This is a genomic window from Microcoleus sp. Pol11C2, assembly GCF_036701505.1.
In the GTDB taxonomy this organism is placed as follows: Bacteria; Cyanobacteriota; Cyanobacteriia; order Cyanobacteriales; family Microcoleaceae; genus Microcoleus.
The window spans coordinates 1-17,237 of record NZ_JAUBQX010000080.1; the positions used below are offsets into that span (position 1 = coordinate 1).

Genomic DNA, 17,237 nt, shown 5'->3' on the forward strand with positions numbered 1-17,237 from the left:
AATTTTTGGTTACATAGAGCAGCAATCATATTTACCCTACCCTCACGTCGCCCAGATTTCAGTGCATGAAACCGTTGCCCCTGTTCGTTCCAACCATAATCATACTGGTCTCTATTATCCATGCCAGATTCATCAACATAGACAATCTGAGCCGAGGGAATGGTGGACAATTCGGTTACAAAAGCCTGCCGCTTGACTTCATCCCGCTCCCGGTAGCCGTAGGTCTTTTTTTTCGAGTAAAACCAATTTTTCTCAAAGCCCGCGAGATTGTGCGTGAGCTAATTTCTCCATCCCAAAGTGAGGCCATTTCAACTTGAGTTTTATCCCCATGAGTCTTGGCGAACTCACGAAATTTCTCCCAATCACTAATTTTATGACCGTTACCGTTTGGCTTATTAGGTAATGCTAAAAAGTCTCCTGTTTCGGTTTGTCGCTTCCACCATAAGCCGATTGTGTTGCAACTGATATTAAACAGTATACTCGCTTCACTAATCTTTAAGCCATCTAGTTTGATAGCTTGAATGACTTTCTGACGTAGGTCGTAACTGTAGGGTTTTGGCATGGGTCGTGCGATCGGGGCAGCATCAGAGACTACTTCCAGTTTACACCCTAACCGCCTTGGCGGTTGCTATAATTAATCAAGAGACAAAAGAAATTATTTGCAATGCTTTTGGACCGGGGCATTGCCATGACTTTAACTTATTTAAAACAAGTAAAATTCATTTTTATCCAGAAACAAATAGCTTACAAGATAGTGGCTATCAAGGGATAAAGGATTACCACCCTAATAGTTATATCCCTAGAAAGAAACCAAAAAATGGGAAACTTTCTCTTCTAGAAAAAGACTACAATCGAGTTCTAGCACAGGAGCGAATTATGATTGAACACGTTAATCGGAGTCTCAAAATTTTTAAAATATTGTCGAGTCGTTATCGGAATCGCCGTCGCCGCTATGGTCTGCGTTGTAATTTGTTGTCAGCAATTTACAATTATGAGTTAGCTCTAGGGGGCTAAATTTAAAACTTCTGATTATAACATATATCTTTTTTGCAAGAGGTCTAATAATTTCAGAATAACTCTTTAAGGTAAGGCTGCCGTTAGGAAATTTTCCCAGAATGTCAGCAAGTATGGGTGCGGGGAGGGTAAGCTTCCCAGATTGATTAACATTCGCACCAAAGCTCACTTGCATTCCAAATTCTAAGTTGTAGGCAGTTAGATGCAAATGTTGAGTTTCAGCATCAGCTTCAATCAAAATATTCGACAAAATGGGATGGCTGCTATTGCTGGGAATAATACTTTTCAGAGCCTGTACATAATCGTTGAATTCTCTTGAATCGCAGGCAACTTCAATAGCTAATGGGAAAGAGGAAGAAGAAGGCAATATCGCCTCATTTGATAATGTTTCTAGAGAAGGAGCATCGACGACTGGAAGTGCTGCAAAATTTGTGCAAGTTTGCGAGGTTTCTACTTTTTGTGGAGAGATTGTTAAGGGCTCGCAAACCGAGTCAGTTTCAGTTGTTGGTTTGACTGATTTCTTCACAGTTTTGGCAGAATTATGTGCTGTGGCAGTCGAGCGTTTTTTCTTAACTGTTCTCTCCAATACTTCCTCTTTATGGGATGTTCCTGTTAGTCGAGATTTTGCCATAATTAGTCTGGTGTCAGGGGTGCGATTGGCCGCTGCGGTAGCAGCACTTATTCAGGTTGTTGAGAAAGAGGAGTGGGAAGGGGAAGGAGAAGGAGAAAGAGAAGGAAAAGGAGAAGGGGAAGGAACCCACGCTTAAAGACATAGGATTGAAGGATCGACATTATCAAAAGCTATGATGGGGTAAGCTATAGACAATAAAAAATTATGGTTGACCGAGCTTGAAAAACCGATCAATTGCTACGGGTGATTTTTTCCTACTTATTCAGCAAGCCCTAATTATTCCCAAAAAACAATCTCCCCTACTTTTGCTTCAACACCACCAAGGCAATATCATCAAAAACTTTTTGCTCGCCAATATGCCGCCGCACATCTTCAATTACGACTTGCCGAATTTCCTCTACCCCTAGGTGGTGATTTCTGGATATGACTTCGCACAGTCTCTCCAAACCGTAAAGTTTTCGATTAATATCGAAAGCTTCAGTAATCCCATCGGTATAAAGCACGACTACATCTCCCGGGTTCAGCAACACTTGAGTTTGGGCAACAAAATCAGCAATCTCCTCATCCAAACCAATGGGGAAACCCAGAGATATCGTATCTATCCGCTCGACGCTGCTATCAGTACGCACCACTATTATCTCTTCATGTTGACCGCTGATATTGAGGGTGCTATCTTGATACTCTAATAATGCCAATGTCATATTTTTTCCAGAATTCATCCGCTGGAGATTGCCGTAAAGGGTTCGATTGAGCACATCCATAAACCTCACCGGGTCTGTTTCATTACTTTCTTGAAGCGTTCGGACAGCGGTTTGTACCATAATCATTATCACACCACTTTCTAACCCGTGTCCCGTAACATCGCCGATGCTGAAATAGACTTTGCCATTCTTAGATAGCACGTCGTAGTAGTCGCCACCCACTTCATCTGCAGGTTCCATAAAAACCGCAATTTCCAAGTCTTCAATTGCCTCAATTTCTGAGGATTTTGGCAATACCATTTGTTGCAGTTGTCTCGCTACATCTAATTCGGCACTTAAGCGGATATTCTCTTTTTTCAAGCGTGAGTTGAGGGCAGTAATTTCTTCATAGGCAAGGGCGAGTTGGCGGTTGGAATCAGCTAGTTGAGCCGTCCGCTGTTGCACTTTTTCTTCTAAACTTTGATAGAGGCGAGCATTTTCAATCGAAATAGCAGCTTGAGCAGATAATACTTTTAAAAGTTCCAATCTTTCGGCTGTAAATGCAGCCTTAGTTAAATTATTTTCTAAATAAAGAATGCCACGGCAAATTCCTTGATGTTGAATGGGGAGACACAGTAGCGATTTAGGATGACGCTGGATAATATAAGGCTCGCCCGCCCAATTAGCTTCCTTAGTTGCATCATTAATTACTAGAGTTTCAGCCGTGCGCCAAACATAATTGACTATCGATACCGGAATCTCTTGGCTGCTGTCAACTGAGATAGATTGCAAGTGGCACTCGCTACCAAGCGATTGAGCGGTGATAAATAATTCACCCGATTGTTCTAAAATCAGAGCGCCACCTGTTGCTCCTGCATTCTCCATCACGACTTTCATTAAAGTTGAGATTAACTTATCAAGATTAATTTCTCCAGATATGACTTGAGAGGCTTCGATGACTGTTGTTAAATCTAGAGCTGATGAAATACCTGTACCAGTGCTACTTGTAACTTTTAGCGCGGCGATTTCATGAGTCATCAGAGTTACTGTATCGCCCAATTGCGCGCCTGGATTTCTAGTAAAAATAGGGGCGAGTAATTGAGGATAGCGTTTTTCTAAATCTTCAATTTTTGCTTTGGCTCCCCAGCGAGAGTAAGCGTAATAAGCTGCTACAATATAGGTTTGAGCAATAGTTTCTTTGCCCCAAGCTAAGTAAAACTTGGCGGCAAGTTCGTTGGCGATTGCTTCTTCATTTACGTACTCGTTTTCTTTGGCGATGGAAATAGCGCGATCGTAATCATCCATTGCTTCCACATTTTCACCCAGAACCCGATGCCGTTCTGCTTCCACCAGATAATATTTATGCAAGTGATTCATCGGCGCGTGTTCAGCCCAGGTCTTGAGTTTTTGCTGATTGTGTGCTACTTTTTCTAAAATTAGCTCGCGATCGCTTGTGGGTGAATCAGTCCAAATCGCTAGCTGTACCAGGGAGTCGTAGAAATGGAATAGGGGTACGCAAAGAAGAGCGATCGCGCTATCAATATATTCCTCTGCCTTGGCAGTATTTGCGATCGCTTGCGGCAATTCCTCAAATAGATAACAGAGAATCAGCTTGTTTAAATATAAATAGTGCAATCCGTTTCTGTCGTTGCCTTCTAAATGTTGCGATAGTAATTCTACTTCGTCATAAGCTTCACCCACTAAAAGGCAGGGATTTTCCGACTCACCTAATAAGTTAAGCACTGCCTGCCGAAAAATCTCATTATAATTAAACGAGGCAATTTGTTTGAGTTGTTTGAGCGCGTGACTGTAAGACGCCATTTCGCGTTCTAATTCAGTTAGTTCCGCCCCAGCAAAATATAAATGGTTACAGGCGTAACAGGCACTGTAAGCTGCAAATTCTAAATCTCCAGTTTCCAATCCAATTTGGTAACTCTCCAGCAAAGGTTTTAATGTTTTGCGGACTGGTTCTTTCCAATGGGCGACCATACCACCAAAAATAAAGAATGTTTTTGGTTTAATTTCCTTAACGTTGAACTCCGAAGCCACTGTTAAAGCTAAGAGACCAAATTGATAACCCAATTCAATATCTCCCACGACGCCGCACATAATTAACCCATAGGTGGCATAAGCAAAAGCCGACCAAGCAGCATTGCCATATTGCAGGGATAAATTCACCCGATGGCACACCGTCAGCGGATACATGTGAGGCGCAGAAATATAGGTGGCAGAGGATAAACTCGAAAGAATTTGCATCGCTGCCAATTTTTCTGGGTCGGTCATCGCTGGCAAGTTAATCAAGTCCTCGATTGGGCGAGAACCCAAATTTTCTCTCGTTTCCACCATTGCTTGCTGAATATCTGATGGTTGGGTATTTTCTGGAAAATCTATCCCCAAAAGCTTCAGCACTTGTAGCCCCGTTCTTACCGCGTCTAAACCTCGGGTTTGCGCCATGTAGGCTTGAATTTTGACTTCATAAACTTTCACTTTATCTAGCAAAGTTTTAGCTTCGTTCAAAACAAGTGCTGACCACACCTCCATCTGCTCGAAGTTACCCCCCAAATAGGCTGACTCAGTGGCTAATTCATACAGTGCCAGCGTTGGATCGTAATTCGTTTGCCAGCTATCTGCCGTTAGCAGTTTCATGCCTACAGATAAATAACCGAGCGCGGCGGCATAAGCTGTAGAAGCTTTGGCTTTACGTCCCGCAACTAAATTTAACTGCACCAGTTCTTCTTGTTCTGTTTGACTGTCAATTAAATCGACGGCAATATTCAACTGGTTAACAAGATCAAAAATTTTCTCTTCCCGTTCTGTTTCGGGGGTATTTGCCAACAGCAGCCGTCCAATTTTCAGGTGAGTTGATTGTTTTTGGTCTTCGGGAATTAGAAAATAAGCCGCTTGCTGCACTCGATCGTGGAGAAATTTGTAAGGAACTGTTAGTTCTACATTCTCTTGACTCGTGATCGAGGAATCATTTTGGAAGAATTTGTAAACTTCGCTAATCGGAATAACTAGACCTTCTTGCAAAGCTTTCCACAAGTCAGCCGCTGTCTCGGCTTGGGATTTTTCGCGGACAATTGCTAGGGTAGCGAGGTCAAAAGTGTTGCCGATGCAAGCTGCTAATTTCAATACTGTTTGAGTATTTTCCGGCAGTTTCTGCAACTGTGTTGCCATAAACTCGACAACATCATCGCTGACGGAAATTGTCTTAACTTGTGCAATATCGCACTGCCAATAGTTGCAGCTAAAATCAAACGATATTAATCCATCTTCGTAAAGCGATTTGAGGAATTGATTCGTAAAGAAAGGATTGCCTTTGGTTTTTAGGAGTACCAGTTCTGTTAAAGAAATTGCTCGCTCTGGCGGACAACTCAGAGTATCGGCAATGAGGCAGTTTAAGGAAGGTTGGTCTAAAGGTGCTAAGGTAATTTGATTGACCGTCGCATTAGTTTCCTTAATTTCATCTAACGTCAGCATCAGTGGATGTGCGGGAGAAACTTCGTTGTCTCGATGAGCTCCTATTAGCAACAGACAACGGGTATCCCCATCGCTTAAAAGCAATTGCATCAACTTCAAAGAAGCTGAATCTGCCCACTGTAAATCATCTAAGAAAATCACTAAAGGATGTTCTTGAGTCGCGAAGACTCGGATAAACTTTTGAAACAGCAAATTGAAGCGATTTTGAGCCGCACTTCCTTCTAGTTCGGGGGCGGGTGGTTGCTTGCCTATCAGCAGTTCTAGTTCGGGGATTACCTCAATAATGACTTGGCCGTTTTCTCCTAAAGCGGCTAAGATTTTAGCTTTCCATTTCTGCACAACAGCCACAGTTTCAGTCAGCAGTTGTCGCATTAAATTTTGCAGAGCTTGTACCCAGGCCCAAAAGGGAATATTGCGATTAAATTGGTCGAATTTTCCTTTAATAAAATAACCGCGTTGGCGGACAATGGGTTTGTGAACTTCATTGACAACGGCAGTTTTACCAATGCCGGAAAATCCTGCTACTAGCATGATTTCTGAATTGCCAGAACTGATGCGTTCAAATGCTGCTAAAAGCGTTTCTACTTCGGTTTCTCTGCCGTAAAGTTTTTCTGGGATAACGAAGCGTTCGGAAATGTCCCTTTTTCCTAATTCAAAGGGTGCAATCTTACCGCTAGCTGCATACTGTTCCAAACACTTTTCTAAATCGTATTTAATCCCAAAAGCTGTTTGATAGCGGTCTTCAGCGGTTTTTGCGATCAATTTCATTACGATGTCATTTAAAATTTGGGGGATGGCGGGATTTACTGCAATGGGGGGAATGGCTTGACGGGCAATATGACAGTGAACTAATTCCATCGGGTCTGTCGATAGAAAAGGCAACTGACCCGCTAGCAGTTCGTAAAAAGTTACCCCCAAAGAGTAAAAGTCAGTACGATAGTCAATCCCCCGATTCATGCGTCCTGTTTGTTCTGGGGAGATATAAGCGAGGGTGCCTTCTAACTGATTGGGGTTTTGAATTTCTTGGCTTTCTCTGGGTAAAAGCGAGGAAATACTGAAGTCAATCAGTTTGACTTGTTTAGTTTGAGGGTTAATTAAAATATTCTGGGGTTTAATATCTTTATGAATAATTCGGCAGCGATAAAGTCCTTCTAACGTCGTGACAATTTGAAGAGCTATGTCAAAAAAGTTAGCGAGGTTATCGATAATTTTTCCTGTTTTTTCAAGAACCGGGGAAGTCAGGTAGTTAGCCAGGGAAATGCCACCATAATCCTCCATTATCAGAGCAAAACCATTTCGATAGTTTTCCAAGCTTAAATGTTTGACAATTCCCGGAAAGTCGAGATTTTTGGCAATTGTGTATTGATTGCGGAACTGTACCAGTTCGGTGAATGTTGGATATTCCGACTGAAGCAGTTTGATGGCAACTGGTTGACTGTCTAACTCTTTAACCCCTAAGTAAACTTGGGTTCTGTTACCCTTGTAAATTTGTTCGGTGATGTAATAGCCAGGAATTTTTAGAGTTGTCATTTTCACTCGATATTGGTAATTTACAATTTTTAATTCTTGGCTTAGCGATCTACATCATACATCGAGTTTAGGGCTGTATCAGTATTGTATATTTGGCTAATTTTGAGCCTAGATAAAAGAATGAATCTTGGAGCTTATAAAATTACATTAGTTTTATCCTTTATTTACCAAATAAACCTACAAAATCTAGCTCCCCAATATTAAGTGTTGTTATGATTTATTATCATATATTAATTATTCATAAATTTCTTTGCTCGATCGAGGGGACTAATAACTTGTATGAGTAATATTGTTGGCACGCAGATAAATTAATGGGTGCGATTTAAAAATCAGTACAAGGCTCAAACTGAACGGGTATCTTCGGGGAGTTGTTGATGGATACAATTTTAGAGGTGTTCTTTCTACCACCGATGGCGATCGCGCGTTTAGGTAGCAGCGATACACCAATGGAAAGTTTCACTTGGACAGAAGATCCGAGCGTCTTTGGGGGCGATATGACCATTATAACCCCCCAAGTCAGCTTAGAAGTCAGAGAAGATGGCTCTCTGTGTCCTGACCTACCTCAGTCGATTCGCTTTCGAGATGGCAAGTCCTTGCGACCTGTTGCTCCCTTTTTTGAGTTGTGGGTAACGGTTCAGTCAGGCAAGGATGGCACAGTTAAGGAAGTGCCCCTGACCTTAAAATTGCTAGCCGAGTTGGGTGCTTCCACTGAAAACATTCGGTATCGGATAACAGCAGGAAACCGGAAAGCTTCCTACCGCACGGGCGATCCCGCTTGTTCCTACACCGCAATGGTAGAAGTGGCTGGCCAGGATTGCAAGCGTTACCCCCTGCTAGCATACAGCCGTCACACTGCGGGTCAAGCACCTCTAGTTTTGAAAGACCATCCCATTCCTCTGGGTCACTTCCAAGTCATGCGTCCGACTCCCGAAACCAAGTTGGGGGTAGACTTGAGTCAATTGCGCGTTCGCTTCACTCCTGCTAAAGGAAAAGTCTACGGCCCGCCAAGCGCGATCGCAGGACCAGCTTCTGGGTTACCCCCCGGTGAAGCAGCAGCGCCTCTTTCAGAAGCGGGTCGCGTTCATGAAATTGTATCGCCAGAAAATCGCATCCTAAACGAAAATACGGTGTGGTCAAAGTATATTTTGGGACGAGAATACGACGATGCTTTACCCTCCGATAGTTATGACGGCGCGAATGTGGGGGATAACTGTTCCTGGGGAGTGGTAGATGATAGCTGCGATGCCGTTATTGAAGCTTACCTGGCGATCGCCTCCGAGCGTTACGTTGCTACGGCGCGAGTCTTGGTCGGCCCACCGGATTTTGCTCCGGATCGCCGTCCGTTTTACTCGATCGCCGATGACCTCGCCAACCGGGATCTGGATTCAGTACAGGTAAATAAAGACACTGAGCAAGTAACGGCAGAAGAAATTCAAGATTTATTCCACCGCATCTATGAAACCGTAAGCTTGATGAGTCTGGATTCAGCACGCACCCGTTCGATTCGCGAAAATGATTCCAACGACCAAAAGCCTACTAACTTTCCGGGTATGCCCCAGATCGACAAGCGGAGTTTGTCGCGGGAAGATGTTCCCTATGTAGATAAAAGCCCGGACTTGCTAATTTCTTCAGCACCTCAAGAAGAGAGCATTAGCGTTAAACGTGATCGCTTGCCCTTTAAAGATGTCGCTCACTTCGTTCACACGCCCCTCACCGATATTGACACCCTAATCCATTTTTTCCGCAGCCACCAAAGGCACATCGAGCGACTGATCCGTCCTCCCTTCGGTCATTTCCACCAACTAACAGATAATCCGCGACCGGATGTTGAACCCAACCCTGATTTCCGCGACCCTCGCATTTTGCGCGACAAACTCTACGATATGCGGATGCCGCCCTATATGCGCGACTCAGATGAAAATCCTCTATCTCTGACTCGACGGCAGTATGAGGAATTGATGGCATTAGTGAAACTGTTGAACGAACCGCAAGCAAAATAGCGGTTTTAAATCCAACCAAGAAGGGAGTTGTCATGGCTGAAAAAAATAACCCAGCAAAGAAAATTTTTCCCCGCAATTTAACTGCGAGGGCTGCCTATCAAGTAGCAGGCAATCCTGTCACCACCCGCTTGGAGTCTGGGGTAGGTAACTGTTATCCGGGGTTGGAAATGCACGTTCCTTCCCTCGATCGCCGATTTTTTCCAGGGCTGCTTTTTACCTTTGTTGACTTGGCTGATAATTCACCTCCTTATACCGAACCGCAGCGGCGAGGGGCAAAGCTGATTTATGTCGATTTAACCGATCCCCAAATGAATCGCAGCAACCCCAAAGTGGCCGAACTTTACCGAGAACTGTCTGGAGATAAGGGAGCAAATTTGGCTGCGGGAACCTGGTACCTGCACTCGATCGAGCAGGACGGGAAAGAAATTTTCATGTACGAATATAGCGAAGAGGGCAGCCGCACTCCCTTGCAAGGTTTAGTCGTCTGGCGTTTAGTCAGTAGCTTAAAACCAGAACCTGCTGCTTTGAAAATTAAATTGATCCGGCGCGATACCGACTCCCCATCATTCATCGAATTGACAGCTTGGCGGCGGCGTTACGTCGATCCGAAAACAGGAGTTATTGACCTTGCTTACTCTCCCGGAGAATTGGGACAGAGTTTGTGTTCCCCTTGGACGCATGATTTCCGCGATTGTGCTTGTCATTATTGGGCTTCTAATCATCCAGATGTCGTGTATGGTGCGATCGCTCCCGATGAAGAAATTCTGCCCGATGGCGAGTCAGCTAATCCCATTAAAGCCAATACTCCCATTGACTGGTTGCGCGAAGACCGATCGCCCTCTGGCATAGCAGCAGCGATGAATACGATCAACAAAAATCGCCCCTTCCAGTTCGACCATTTCCAAATCAACCAACGCTGGGAAGAGTTAAATATTGTATTGCAAGGTCATGAAATTGGAGAAACTTACCAACCTGAACCCCGCCACGCTGACCCCGAACCGTTTGGTTCCCCCGAAGAATTGGCAGCCGAACTGCAAGACAAATTAGCTCCATTAGAAATGGCTCTGGCTTTGGAATATTTGTATGCTCGTTATTCTATTAAAACACCTGAAGAAATTGAAGGCGAAGTCTGGCCTACTCTCAAGTCAGATGTCACTTTCATGCGGCATTTTCTGATGATGGTAGCAGCGGGTGAAATGACTCACCTGCGTTGGGTCAACCAATTGCTTTGGGGACTTTACCAAGCTGGATTAATTGAGTTTTACGAACCCGTTTTGAGTCCAGCTACCGAAATCCCGATCGGTCGTCATAACGAGCCGCGCCCCAGACAACTCCGTCCGCTCACTCTAGAAACGCTAGAGGACTTTATTAAAGTCGAAAAACCGAGCGGATATATTGAAGGAGTTTACGCGCGGGTTGTTGCCACTTTGCGCCAACCGGAATATCAACATCTGAATCATTTATACGAACTGGCGATTCGGATTGACACCGACGGCGTGCAGCATTTCAGCCACTTCCGCGATATTAAGAAGGCTCTAAAAGCTTACCCGAAAGATAGACCCGATCTTTACCTCCGCAATGTCCGAGTAGGAAGGCATAATGAGGCTAATGAAGCCCTCAAATTGTATAACGACATTATCCTTCCTCAACTTTACAACGCCTACTCTAGTTTCTCTGACAAAGACTTTCACGCAGGAGGCGAACAAACTCATTTTGCTAGGGAGGCGATGACTAAGCTGAATCAAATTGCCGATGAACTGGCACGTCAGGGCATTGGTATTCCCTTCTGGGAAGACTAATTTTAGGTTGGGTTTTCTACTTCCTTTGAGATATTTATGCGCGTGAATTACTTGAGTGATGGTTCGGAAGTATTGTCAAAATTTCATTTTTTTGACACAGAATATGGCTTACATATGCTGATTGCCGATGGCTCTCAAGTTTATGGAATAGAGCCAAAATTGCAACAAGAAATAGAGGCTGCAGCCCAACAAAATACCGATACCGTCGAGATCCTTCTCCAACAATACGGATTGACTGCCAAAACCTTTATAGACGGTCAACCGTTGTCACAACCGCCATTAAAAGCACTGTCCCTCGCTGTTGCCCAGAAATGCAACCTGGGATGCACTTATTGTTACGCCCAAGAAGGCAGTTTCGGGGGGGCGGCCAAAAATATGTCTTGGGAGGTGGCAAAAGCGGCTGTGGAGCGATTATTTGAGGAAGCGCAACCCGAAGAGCGCGTGAATCTCTCTTTTTTGGGGGGAGAACCTTTAGTAAATCGTCAATTAATTCATGCTGCCACTCAGTTAGCTTTTGATTTATCCCAAAAAAGAGGTGTGAAAATTGGCTTTTCAATTACAACGAATGGTACTTTGCTTGAACCAGAGGATGCAGACTTTTTTGAACGGTATGGATTTGCCATAACAGTAAGTTTGGATGGTGTGGGGGAAGTTCACGATCGCACCCGTTCGTTCAAAAGTGGCAAAGGCAGTTACGAGCGAGTCATGGCTAATATTAAACCGTTACTATCCCAGCAACGACAAATGCAAGTTTCCGCCCGCGTTACGGTAACACCTAAAAATTTGTACCTGCGAGAAACCTTGGAGCATTTTATCGGTTTGGGATTTCACAGTATCGGCTTTTCTCCCATGCTGAGTTCGCCAACAGGACGCGAGCAAATAGAAACAGAAGGTCTCCAAGTGATGCTCGCACAAATGATTGACTGCGGGCAAGAGTTCGAGCGGCAAACAATTGCAGGAAACCGCTATCCCTTTGCCAATATAACTTCAGCAATACAACACATTCATCGAGGCACTCATAGACCATACCCTTGCGGTGCAGGTGCAGGATATATGGGGGTCTCTGCGGAGGGGAATCTCTCTGCTTGTCATCGCTTTGTCGATGATGAGGCTGGTTTTATGGGCAGTCTGAAAAATGGGATCGATCGAGAAAAACAAGATCGGTGGTTGGCAGAAAGACAAGTCGATCGTCAAGAACCTTGCAATAGCTGTTGGGCGCGTTATTTGTGCAGCGGTGGATGCCATTATGAGGTGATTCATCGCGGTAGACCTGCTTGTGATTATATTCGAGGCTGGTTGCATTTTTGCTTGCAAACTTACGTCAATATATTAGAAAAATGTCCGGCTTATTTTATGGGCGATCGCATTCCTATTTGAATTAACAGGACTTAGGCAAAACAACCGGGATTCTATGAAAAATCTTTGCTTGGAAATTAGATATTTATGCAGAAACTAAGTTTCTAGGTTCCTAACGCAGAGGCAAAGAAAGCGGATTTATTGAGACAATTTTTAAGCTAAAATCCCAACTCTCAAATCTCAAATCGAATGACTGCTAATTTCCCGATTGAAACCGAAGTTTGTGTGGTGGGCGGTGGGCCTGCTGGTTCTAGTATTGCTCGCAGGCTGGCACTTTTAGGTCACAATGTTTGTTTGATCGAACAAGCGACATTTCCTCGCCCCCACATCGGGGAGTCTTTGCCGCCGTCTATTATACAGGTGTTTGAATTGTTGGGGGTGCGATCGCTAATCGAAGCGGCGGGTTTTTTGAGAAGCAATCGCGCGCGAGTTCGTTGGTCAAGTACCGACAATAGTTGGCAATCGCACCCCGGAGAATCTGGGTTTCAGGTCGATCGCGGTCGATTTGACCAGTTACTATTAGAAGCAGCCAAAGAAGTTGGGGTACGTGTTTTGCAACCGGCACGTGTCTCTCCTCCCCAACGGCAAGGACAATATCAATGGTTGGTTCCCGTTCGTTCGAGCGATCGCCACTACACCATCAAAACACGGTTTCTGGTTGATGCGACGGGAAAACACAGCCCCCTATCTGGGAAAAAACAGCGTTATTCTGCGGCGACATTGGCATTGTACGGTTATTGGAAAAACACCAGTTTTCATGGTGTAGAAAGTCGCGTAGAAGCAGGTGCAAATGAATGGTTCTGGGGCGCATATTTACCAAATGGTACTTTCAATGCAGCGGTTTTTCTGGATAAGCAGCGGTATGCCCAAATAGGAGGCGATCGGCAAAAATTCTATGAAGATATACTAGCAAAAACTACTTTATTCCCAGACTGTTTGCAGGGCAAGTTAGAAACTCCGGTGCAGATTTGCGATGCCTCGTCTTATTTTACCACAAATCCGATAGGGCTAGATTTTATCCGAGTTGGTGAAGCGGCACTTTCTATCGATCCGTTGTCTTCCCAAGGCGTACAAGTGGCAATGATGTCTGCGTTTACTGGCAGCATTGCAGTACACACAATTTTAACCCAGCCAGATAGCACCGATGCCGCGATTGCTTTTTATCGCGACAGACAGAGAGAAACCGTCGTTGGCAATCAAAAAACAGCGGCCCAATTTTATGCCGAACAAGATATTTATCCTGCTACTTCTTTTTGGCAAAGTCGCGCCCATAAGCCCCCGATCCAAAACCTAACTGAATGGCAATTAAATACTTCTCTCTTTAACCTCAACACTCGCATCCAGTTGTCGCCCGCGGCAAAACTGATGCTTGCACCTGTCATCCAAGGGAATTTAATTGAGAAAGTTAAAGCCTTGCACCATCCGGGATTAGATCGACCTGTAGCTTATTTGGGAAACGTTGTGATCGCCAGCTTGCTCGAAGAATTGGTTGCCGGACAAACTGTCTTGGAATTGATGCAAAAATGGTCAAAACAGCAAACTTTGCCGATTTGTTGGCAATTGCTGCAATGGTTTTGGTCTCAACATATTCTCGTCCCGCTTTGCCCGTAACCTATCTATTATTAAAAGGAAAAACAATGACTTTCACTCGTGCTCATCTCAATCAAACCGAACAAAACTACTTATCAAAAGCCTATCGCTTTGAAAGAGCAGGTTGGATATTTTTACATATTGAAGGTGCTCCATTTGAACGAGGGTTTCAGCACGGCTATTTACTTGCCAAAGAGCTAGAGGAAGCCTTAAAAACGATTAAATTTACCAGTAACTGGGATACAGGAGATACATTTGAGTCCTTGGGGAAAGCAGCAATGGATCTATACGATCATTGGTTAAACAAGGACGAGTTAGGTGGGGAATTTAAAACTGAGCTTGAGGGAATTGTAGCTGGAGCTTTGAAGGCGGGTGTAGAAATTTCCTATCCAGAGATTTTAGCTTGGAACGCTAATATAGAACTGTTGGGTAATTGGTGGCCCCAACATAAAAATACACAACCCGGAGAATTCCTGCGAGGTCATCACTGCAATTCCTTCATCGCTACGGGTGACAAAACAACCGCAGACGGTGGAATTGTTCTAGCTCACAATACTTGGGATACATACATCAACAGTAACTCCGCGAATATCGTCATGGATATTCATCCAGATCGGGGAAATAGCATTTTAATGCAGAGTGCGCCCGGTTTTTTGCACAGCGGTACTGACTTCTTTTTAACAGGTATTGGAATTATTGGTGCCGAAACCAGCATTGCTGGATTTTCTGGATATGAGGAAAAGAAAGCTCCTGAATTTTATCGAGTCAGAAAAGCCATGCAATATGCCCAAAGTCTTGATGAATGGATGGAGATAATGCAGGTTAATAATAATGGGGGGTATGCCAATAGCTGGTTAATTGGAGATATCCGCACAGGAGAGATTGCGCGGCTGGAATTGGGATTAAAATATGTCGGTATAACCCGCAAGCAAGAAGGATACTTCTGGGGATGTAATGTCGTTGAAGATCCGAGAATTCGCAATCAAGAATGCGATAACGTAGGGTATTCCAACCTACTCCAAAGTGGTGGGCGTCGGGTGCGTTGGGAGCAACTTCTGGCTGAGTATTGCGGGAAAATTAACATTGAATCTGCAATGGCAATGATTTCCGATGATTACGATGTTTACCTCAAAGAACACAATTCATCAAACCGCACCATCTGTGCTAGGTTCGATCGCGATCCTGCTGCCTTTAATCCTCTAGAATTCGGGCCTTACTATCCTTATGGAGCTAATGATGGTAAAGTAACGGATAGTACGATGGCTAAACAAATGAGTTTCTTAGGTCGCTACGGACATCCGGACGGCTCAACATTCAATGCTAAACAATTTTTAGAAGAACAGCCTCAGTATGCTTGGCAAGGTGAGTTTCTCAGAGATAAACCTCATCAGCCGTGGGTAAATTTTTCCGCTCGTAACGAGGGATAGATTTAGCCAAAAAATGGTCGCTCTGCGTTTACAGTTATAGAAAACATTGCATTAGGGAAACTTAAATCTGTTAACAGATAAAAATTAGTAGCGGTCGATAGACAGTTTCCTGTTTTGAGTAAATTTTTCTTGAGTCTTTAAACAGCAGCCCATGTTTTATTTGATATTAAAACTTACGCAACTGGCAGACTCCAATCGATTTGTAGGATGCGTCAGACTTTCGTTATAAGGCGATTATCGAGGGTTGGGGATAGTAACGTACCTTACTAATTGTGCCAGTTACGTAAGTCCTGTACTTGTAGGGTGCTGATGGCACACGTTACTACTACAGATAGTGTAAAGATTGATTCATGCAGCATAAGTCCCGATGGAGAAGGTTTTTGAAAGTTGAGTGTTACTGCCTGTTTTCTAGAAACGTATGTGCCTGTTAGTTGAGGACTTTACCTCTTGGTTGAGAACTTTACCTCTTGGTTTAAAAGTTTATTGTTTGAGTACGAGTCATTGGGGGCAACAAATAATATCCGATATCGGCAGCGACTTGCACCGACATAATAAAGTCGATGGTACTCTTTAAGTTTCTGTTAACTGCTCAAATCTTTGCCGATTAACAATCTGCTGAAAAGGTCGCTTCCGTCAATGCCAACTTCATCAAAAGTGCTGCCTTGCGAATTGTGAATAGTCAGAGCAAAGCAATTGTCAATTTCAGCAAACAAGTCATCTTTGAACCAGTAATATTTCCTCCAAAGAAATCCATTGCGTTTAGCACTCTTGAGCTTTTCTTTAAGTTCAGCCTGGTAGCGCTTATTTTCGGACTCGTGCAGGACAAAGATTTGCCGAAATAAACCGTCATCAGTCACAATTTTTAGCAGCCAAACTCGATAGCCGGAGTGCTGGTTAATCTCAACTTCCTTGACGGTAAATTCCGTTGAAGTCGGCAAAATTACGGTTTTGCCGTCAGGTGCCATGACGGGTTTTTTGGTAATTAGCCTTTCTCCCGGTACAAATCTGGATGCAGCTTGACCGTAGACTTGTTCTCGGATAAGCTGATTGTAGTAGTTGACTCGTTTGTTAGTCCAGCACAGAATTCTGAAACGATCGGGATTTTGACTAAATTCTCGATCAATCGTTTTGACGGCATATTGCAGCAGCGTTTCTGATTTGACTTTGAATGCACCGTTTGACTTGTCTCCTTTTTTGTATTTGGAATGCGGCAAATATATGTCTGCTTTGTTATTGACAAAAGAGCGGCATTCTGTTATGAAATCGAGCACAGGGCTTTCCCCTGCTTGCCTGACAACTTGGGTCAGTACAGCTTTATTGGTAATGCTAAAAGCAGGCGACTTTTTTTCTCCTACAGGATTGAGTTGAGCGGGGTCCCCCATTAAAATTAACTTGCGGTGATTGAAGAATGTGCGTTCAAAATTGCGTTCTATCCATTTCCACAATTCGCTTCCAACCATCGAACATTCGTCGAGGAAGATGATATCGTAGAGGTGAAGGCTGCTGGAACTTGTCTGTGACAAAGCTTTTTCTTGTTCTTTTCTGACCATGCCTAACCCTAAAAGTTGGTGTATCGTCAGAAAATCAACTCCGAAAATGCCTTGAGACGCTGCCATTTTTCTGAGGATGCCGACTGCTTTGTTAGTAGGTGCTGTGATACCAATTTAATATGAAGCTGCATAGAATAGGGCTTCAAGAATAAAATTGTAAGATGACAACGAACAGATTTG

Annotated in this window: 9 protein-coding genes and 2 pseudogenes; 7 read left to right on the forward strand and 4 right to left on the reverse strand. The window is 43.9% G+C overall.

Annotated features, from left to right (window positions below):
* A pseudogene (locus tag QUA42_RS26175) lies at window positions 1-562 on the reverse strand (IS630 transposase-related protein); the annotation flags it as partial.
* A 41-nt stretch (window positions 563-603) separates the two neighbouring features.
* Here QUA42_RS26175 and QUA42_RS26180 point away from each other — a divergent pair.
* A pseudogene (locus tag QUA42_RS26180) lies at window positions 604-1,014 on the forward strand (transposase family protein); the annotation flags it as partial.
* On the opposite strand, the gene QUA42_RS27920 reads toward QUA42_RS26180, so the two are convergent.
* On the reverse strand, window positions 911-1,381 hold the full coding sequence (locus QUA42_RS27920) for a hypothetical protein (RefSeq protein WP_445301375.1): 471 nt from the start codon (window positions 1,379-1,381) through the stop codon (window positions 911-913). The pseudogene QUA42_RS26180 and the gene QUA42_RS27920 overlap by 104 nt on opposite strands.
* Here QUA42_RS27920 and QUA42_RS26190 point away from each other — a divergent pair.
* A complete protein-coding gene (locus QUA42_RS26190) occupies window positions 1,320-1,781 on the forward strand; it encodes a hypothetical protein (RefSeq protein WP_333141426.1) in 462 nt (153 codons plus the stop codon). The genes QUA42_RS27920 and QUA42_RS26190 overlap by 62 nt on opposite strands.
* Before the next feature lie 163 nt (window positions 1,782-1,944).
* Here the strand turns inward: QUA42_RS26190 and QUA42_RS26195 are convergent, their stop codons facing one another.
* Window positions 1,945-7,335: an AAA family ATPase gene (locus QUA42_RS26195; RefSeq protein WP_333141412.1), complete on the reverse strand. Its 5,391-nt coding sequence runs from the start codon at window positions 7,333-7,335 to the stop codon at window positions 1,945-1,947.
* Window positions 7,336-7,709: 374 nt separating this feature from the next.
* Here QUA42_RS26195 and QUA42_RS26200 point away from each other — a divergent pair, with 374 nt between their 5' ends.
* From QUA42_RS26200 to QUA42_RS26220, 5 genes are all read left to right on the forward strand, one after another.
* Window positions 7,710-9,335, forward strand: coding sequence for a hypothetical protein (locus tag QUA42_RS26200; protein WP_333141414.1), 1,626 nt, complete (start codon window positions 7,710-7,712; stop codon window positions 9,333-9,335).
* A gap of 32 nt (window positions 9,336-9,367) precedes the next feature.
* A complete protein-coding gene (locus QUA42_RS26205) occupies window positions 9,368-11,134 on the forward strand; it encodes a ferritin-like domain-containing protein (RefSeq protein ID WP_333141416.1) in 1,767 nt (588 codons plus the stop codon).
* 36 nt (window positions 11,135-11,170) lie between these two features.
* Window positions 11,171-12,511 carry a radical SAM/SPASM domain-containing protein gene (locus QUA42_RS26210; RefSeq protein ID WP_333141418.1) on the forward strand — a complete coding sequence of 447 codons (1,341 nt, stop codon included), beginning with the start codon at window positions 11,171-11,173 and terminating at the stop codon, window positions 12,509-12,511.
* A gap of 168 nt (window positions 12,512-12,679) precedes the next feature.
* Entirely contained in the window at window positions 12,680-14,101 is a 1,422-nt protein-coding gene (gene qhpG / locus QUA42_RS26215; RefSeq protein WP_333141420.1) for a flavin-dependent monooxygenase QhpG, read from the forward strand.
* 26 nt (window positions 14,102-14,127) lie between these two features.
* Window positions 14,128-15,507 (forward strand): C45 family peptidase, encoded by a 1,380-nt coding sequence (locus QUA42_RS26220; protein ID WP_333141422.1) that lies wholly within the window; start codon window positions 14,128-14,130, stop codon window positions 15,505-15,507.
* A 581-nt stretch (window positions 15,508-16,088) separates the two neighbouring features.
* Here the strand turns inward: QUA42_RS26220 and QUA42_RS26225 are convergent.
* A complete protein-coding gene (locus QUA42_RS26225; RefSeq protein WP_333141424.1) occupies window positions 16,089-17,171 on the reverse strand; it encodes an AAA family ATPase in 1,083 nt (360 codons plus the stop codon).
* Window positions 17,172-17,237: the final 66 nt, after the last annotated feature.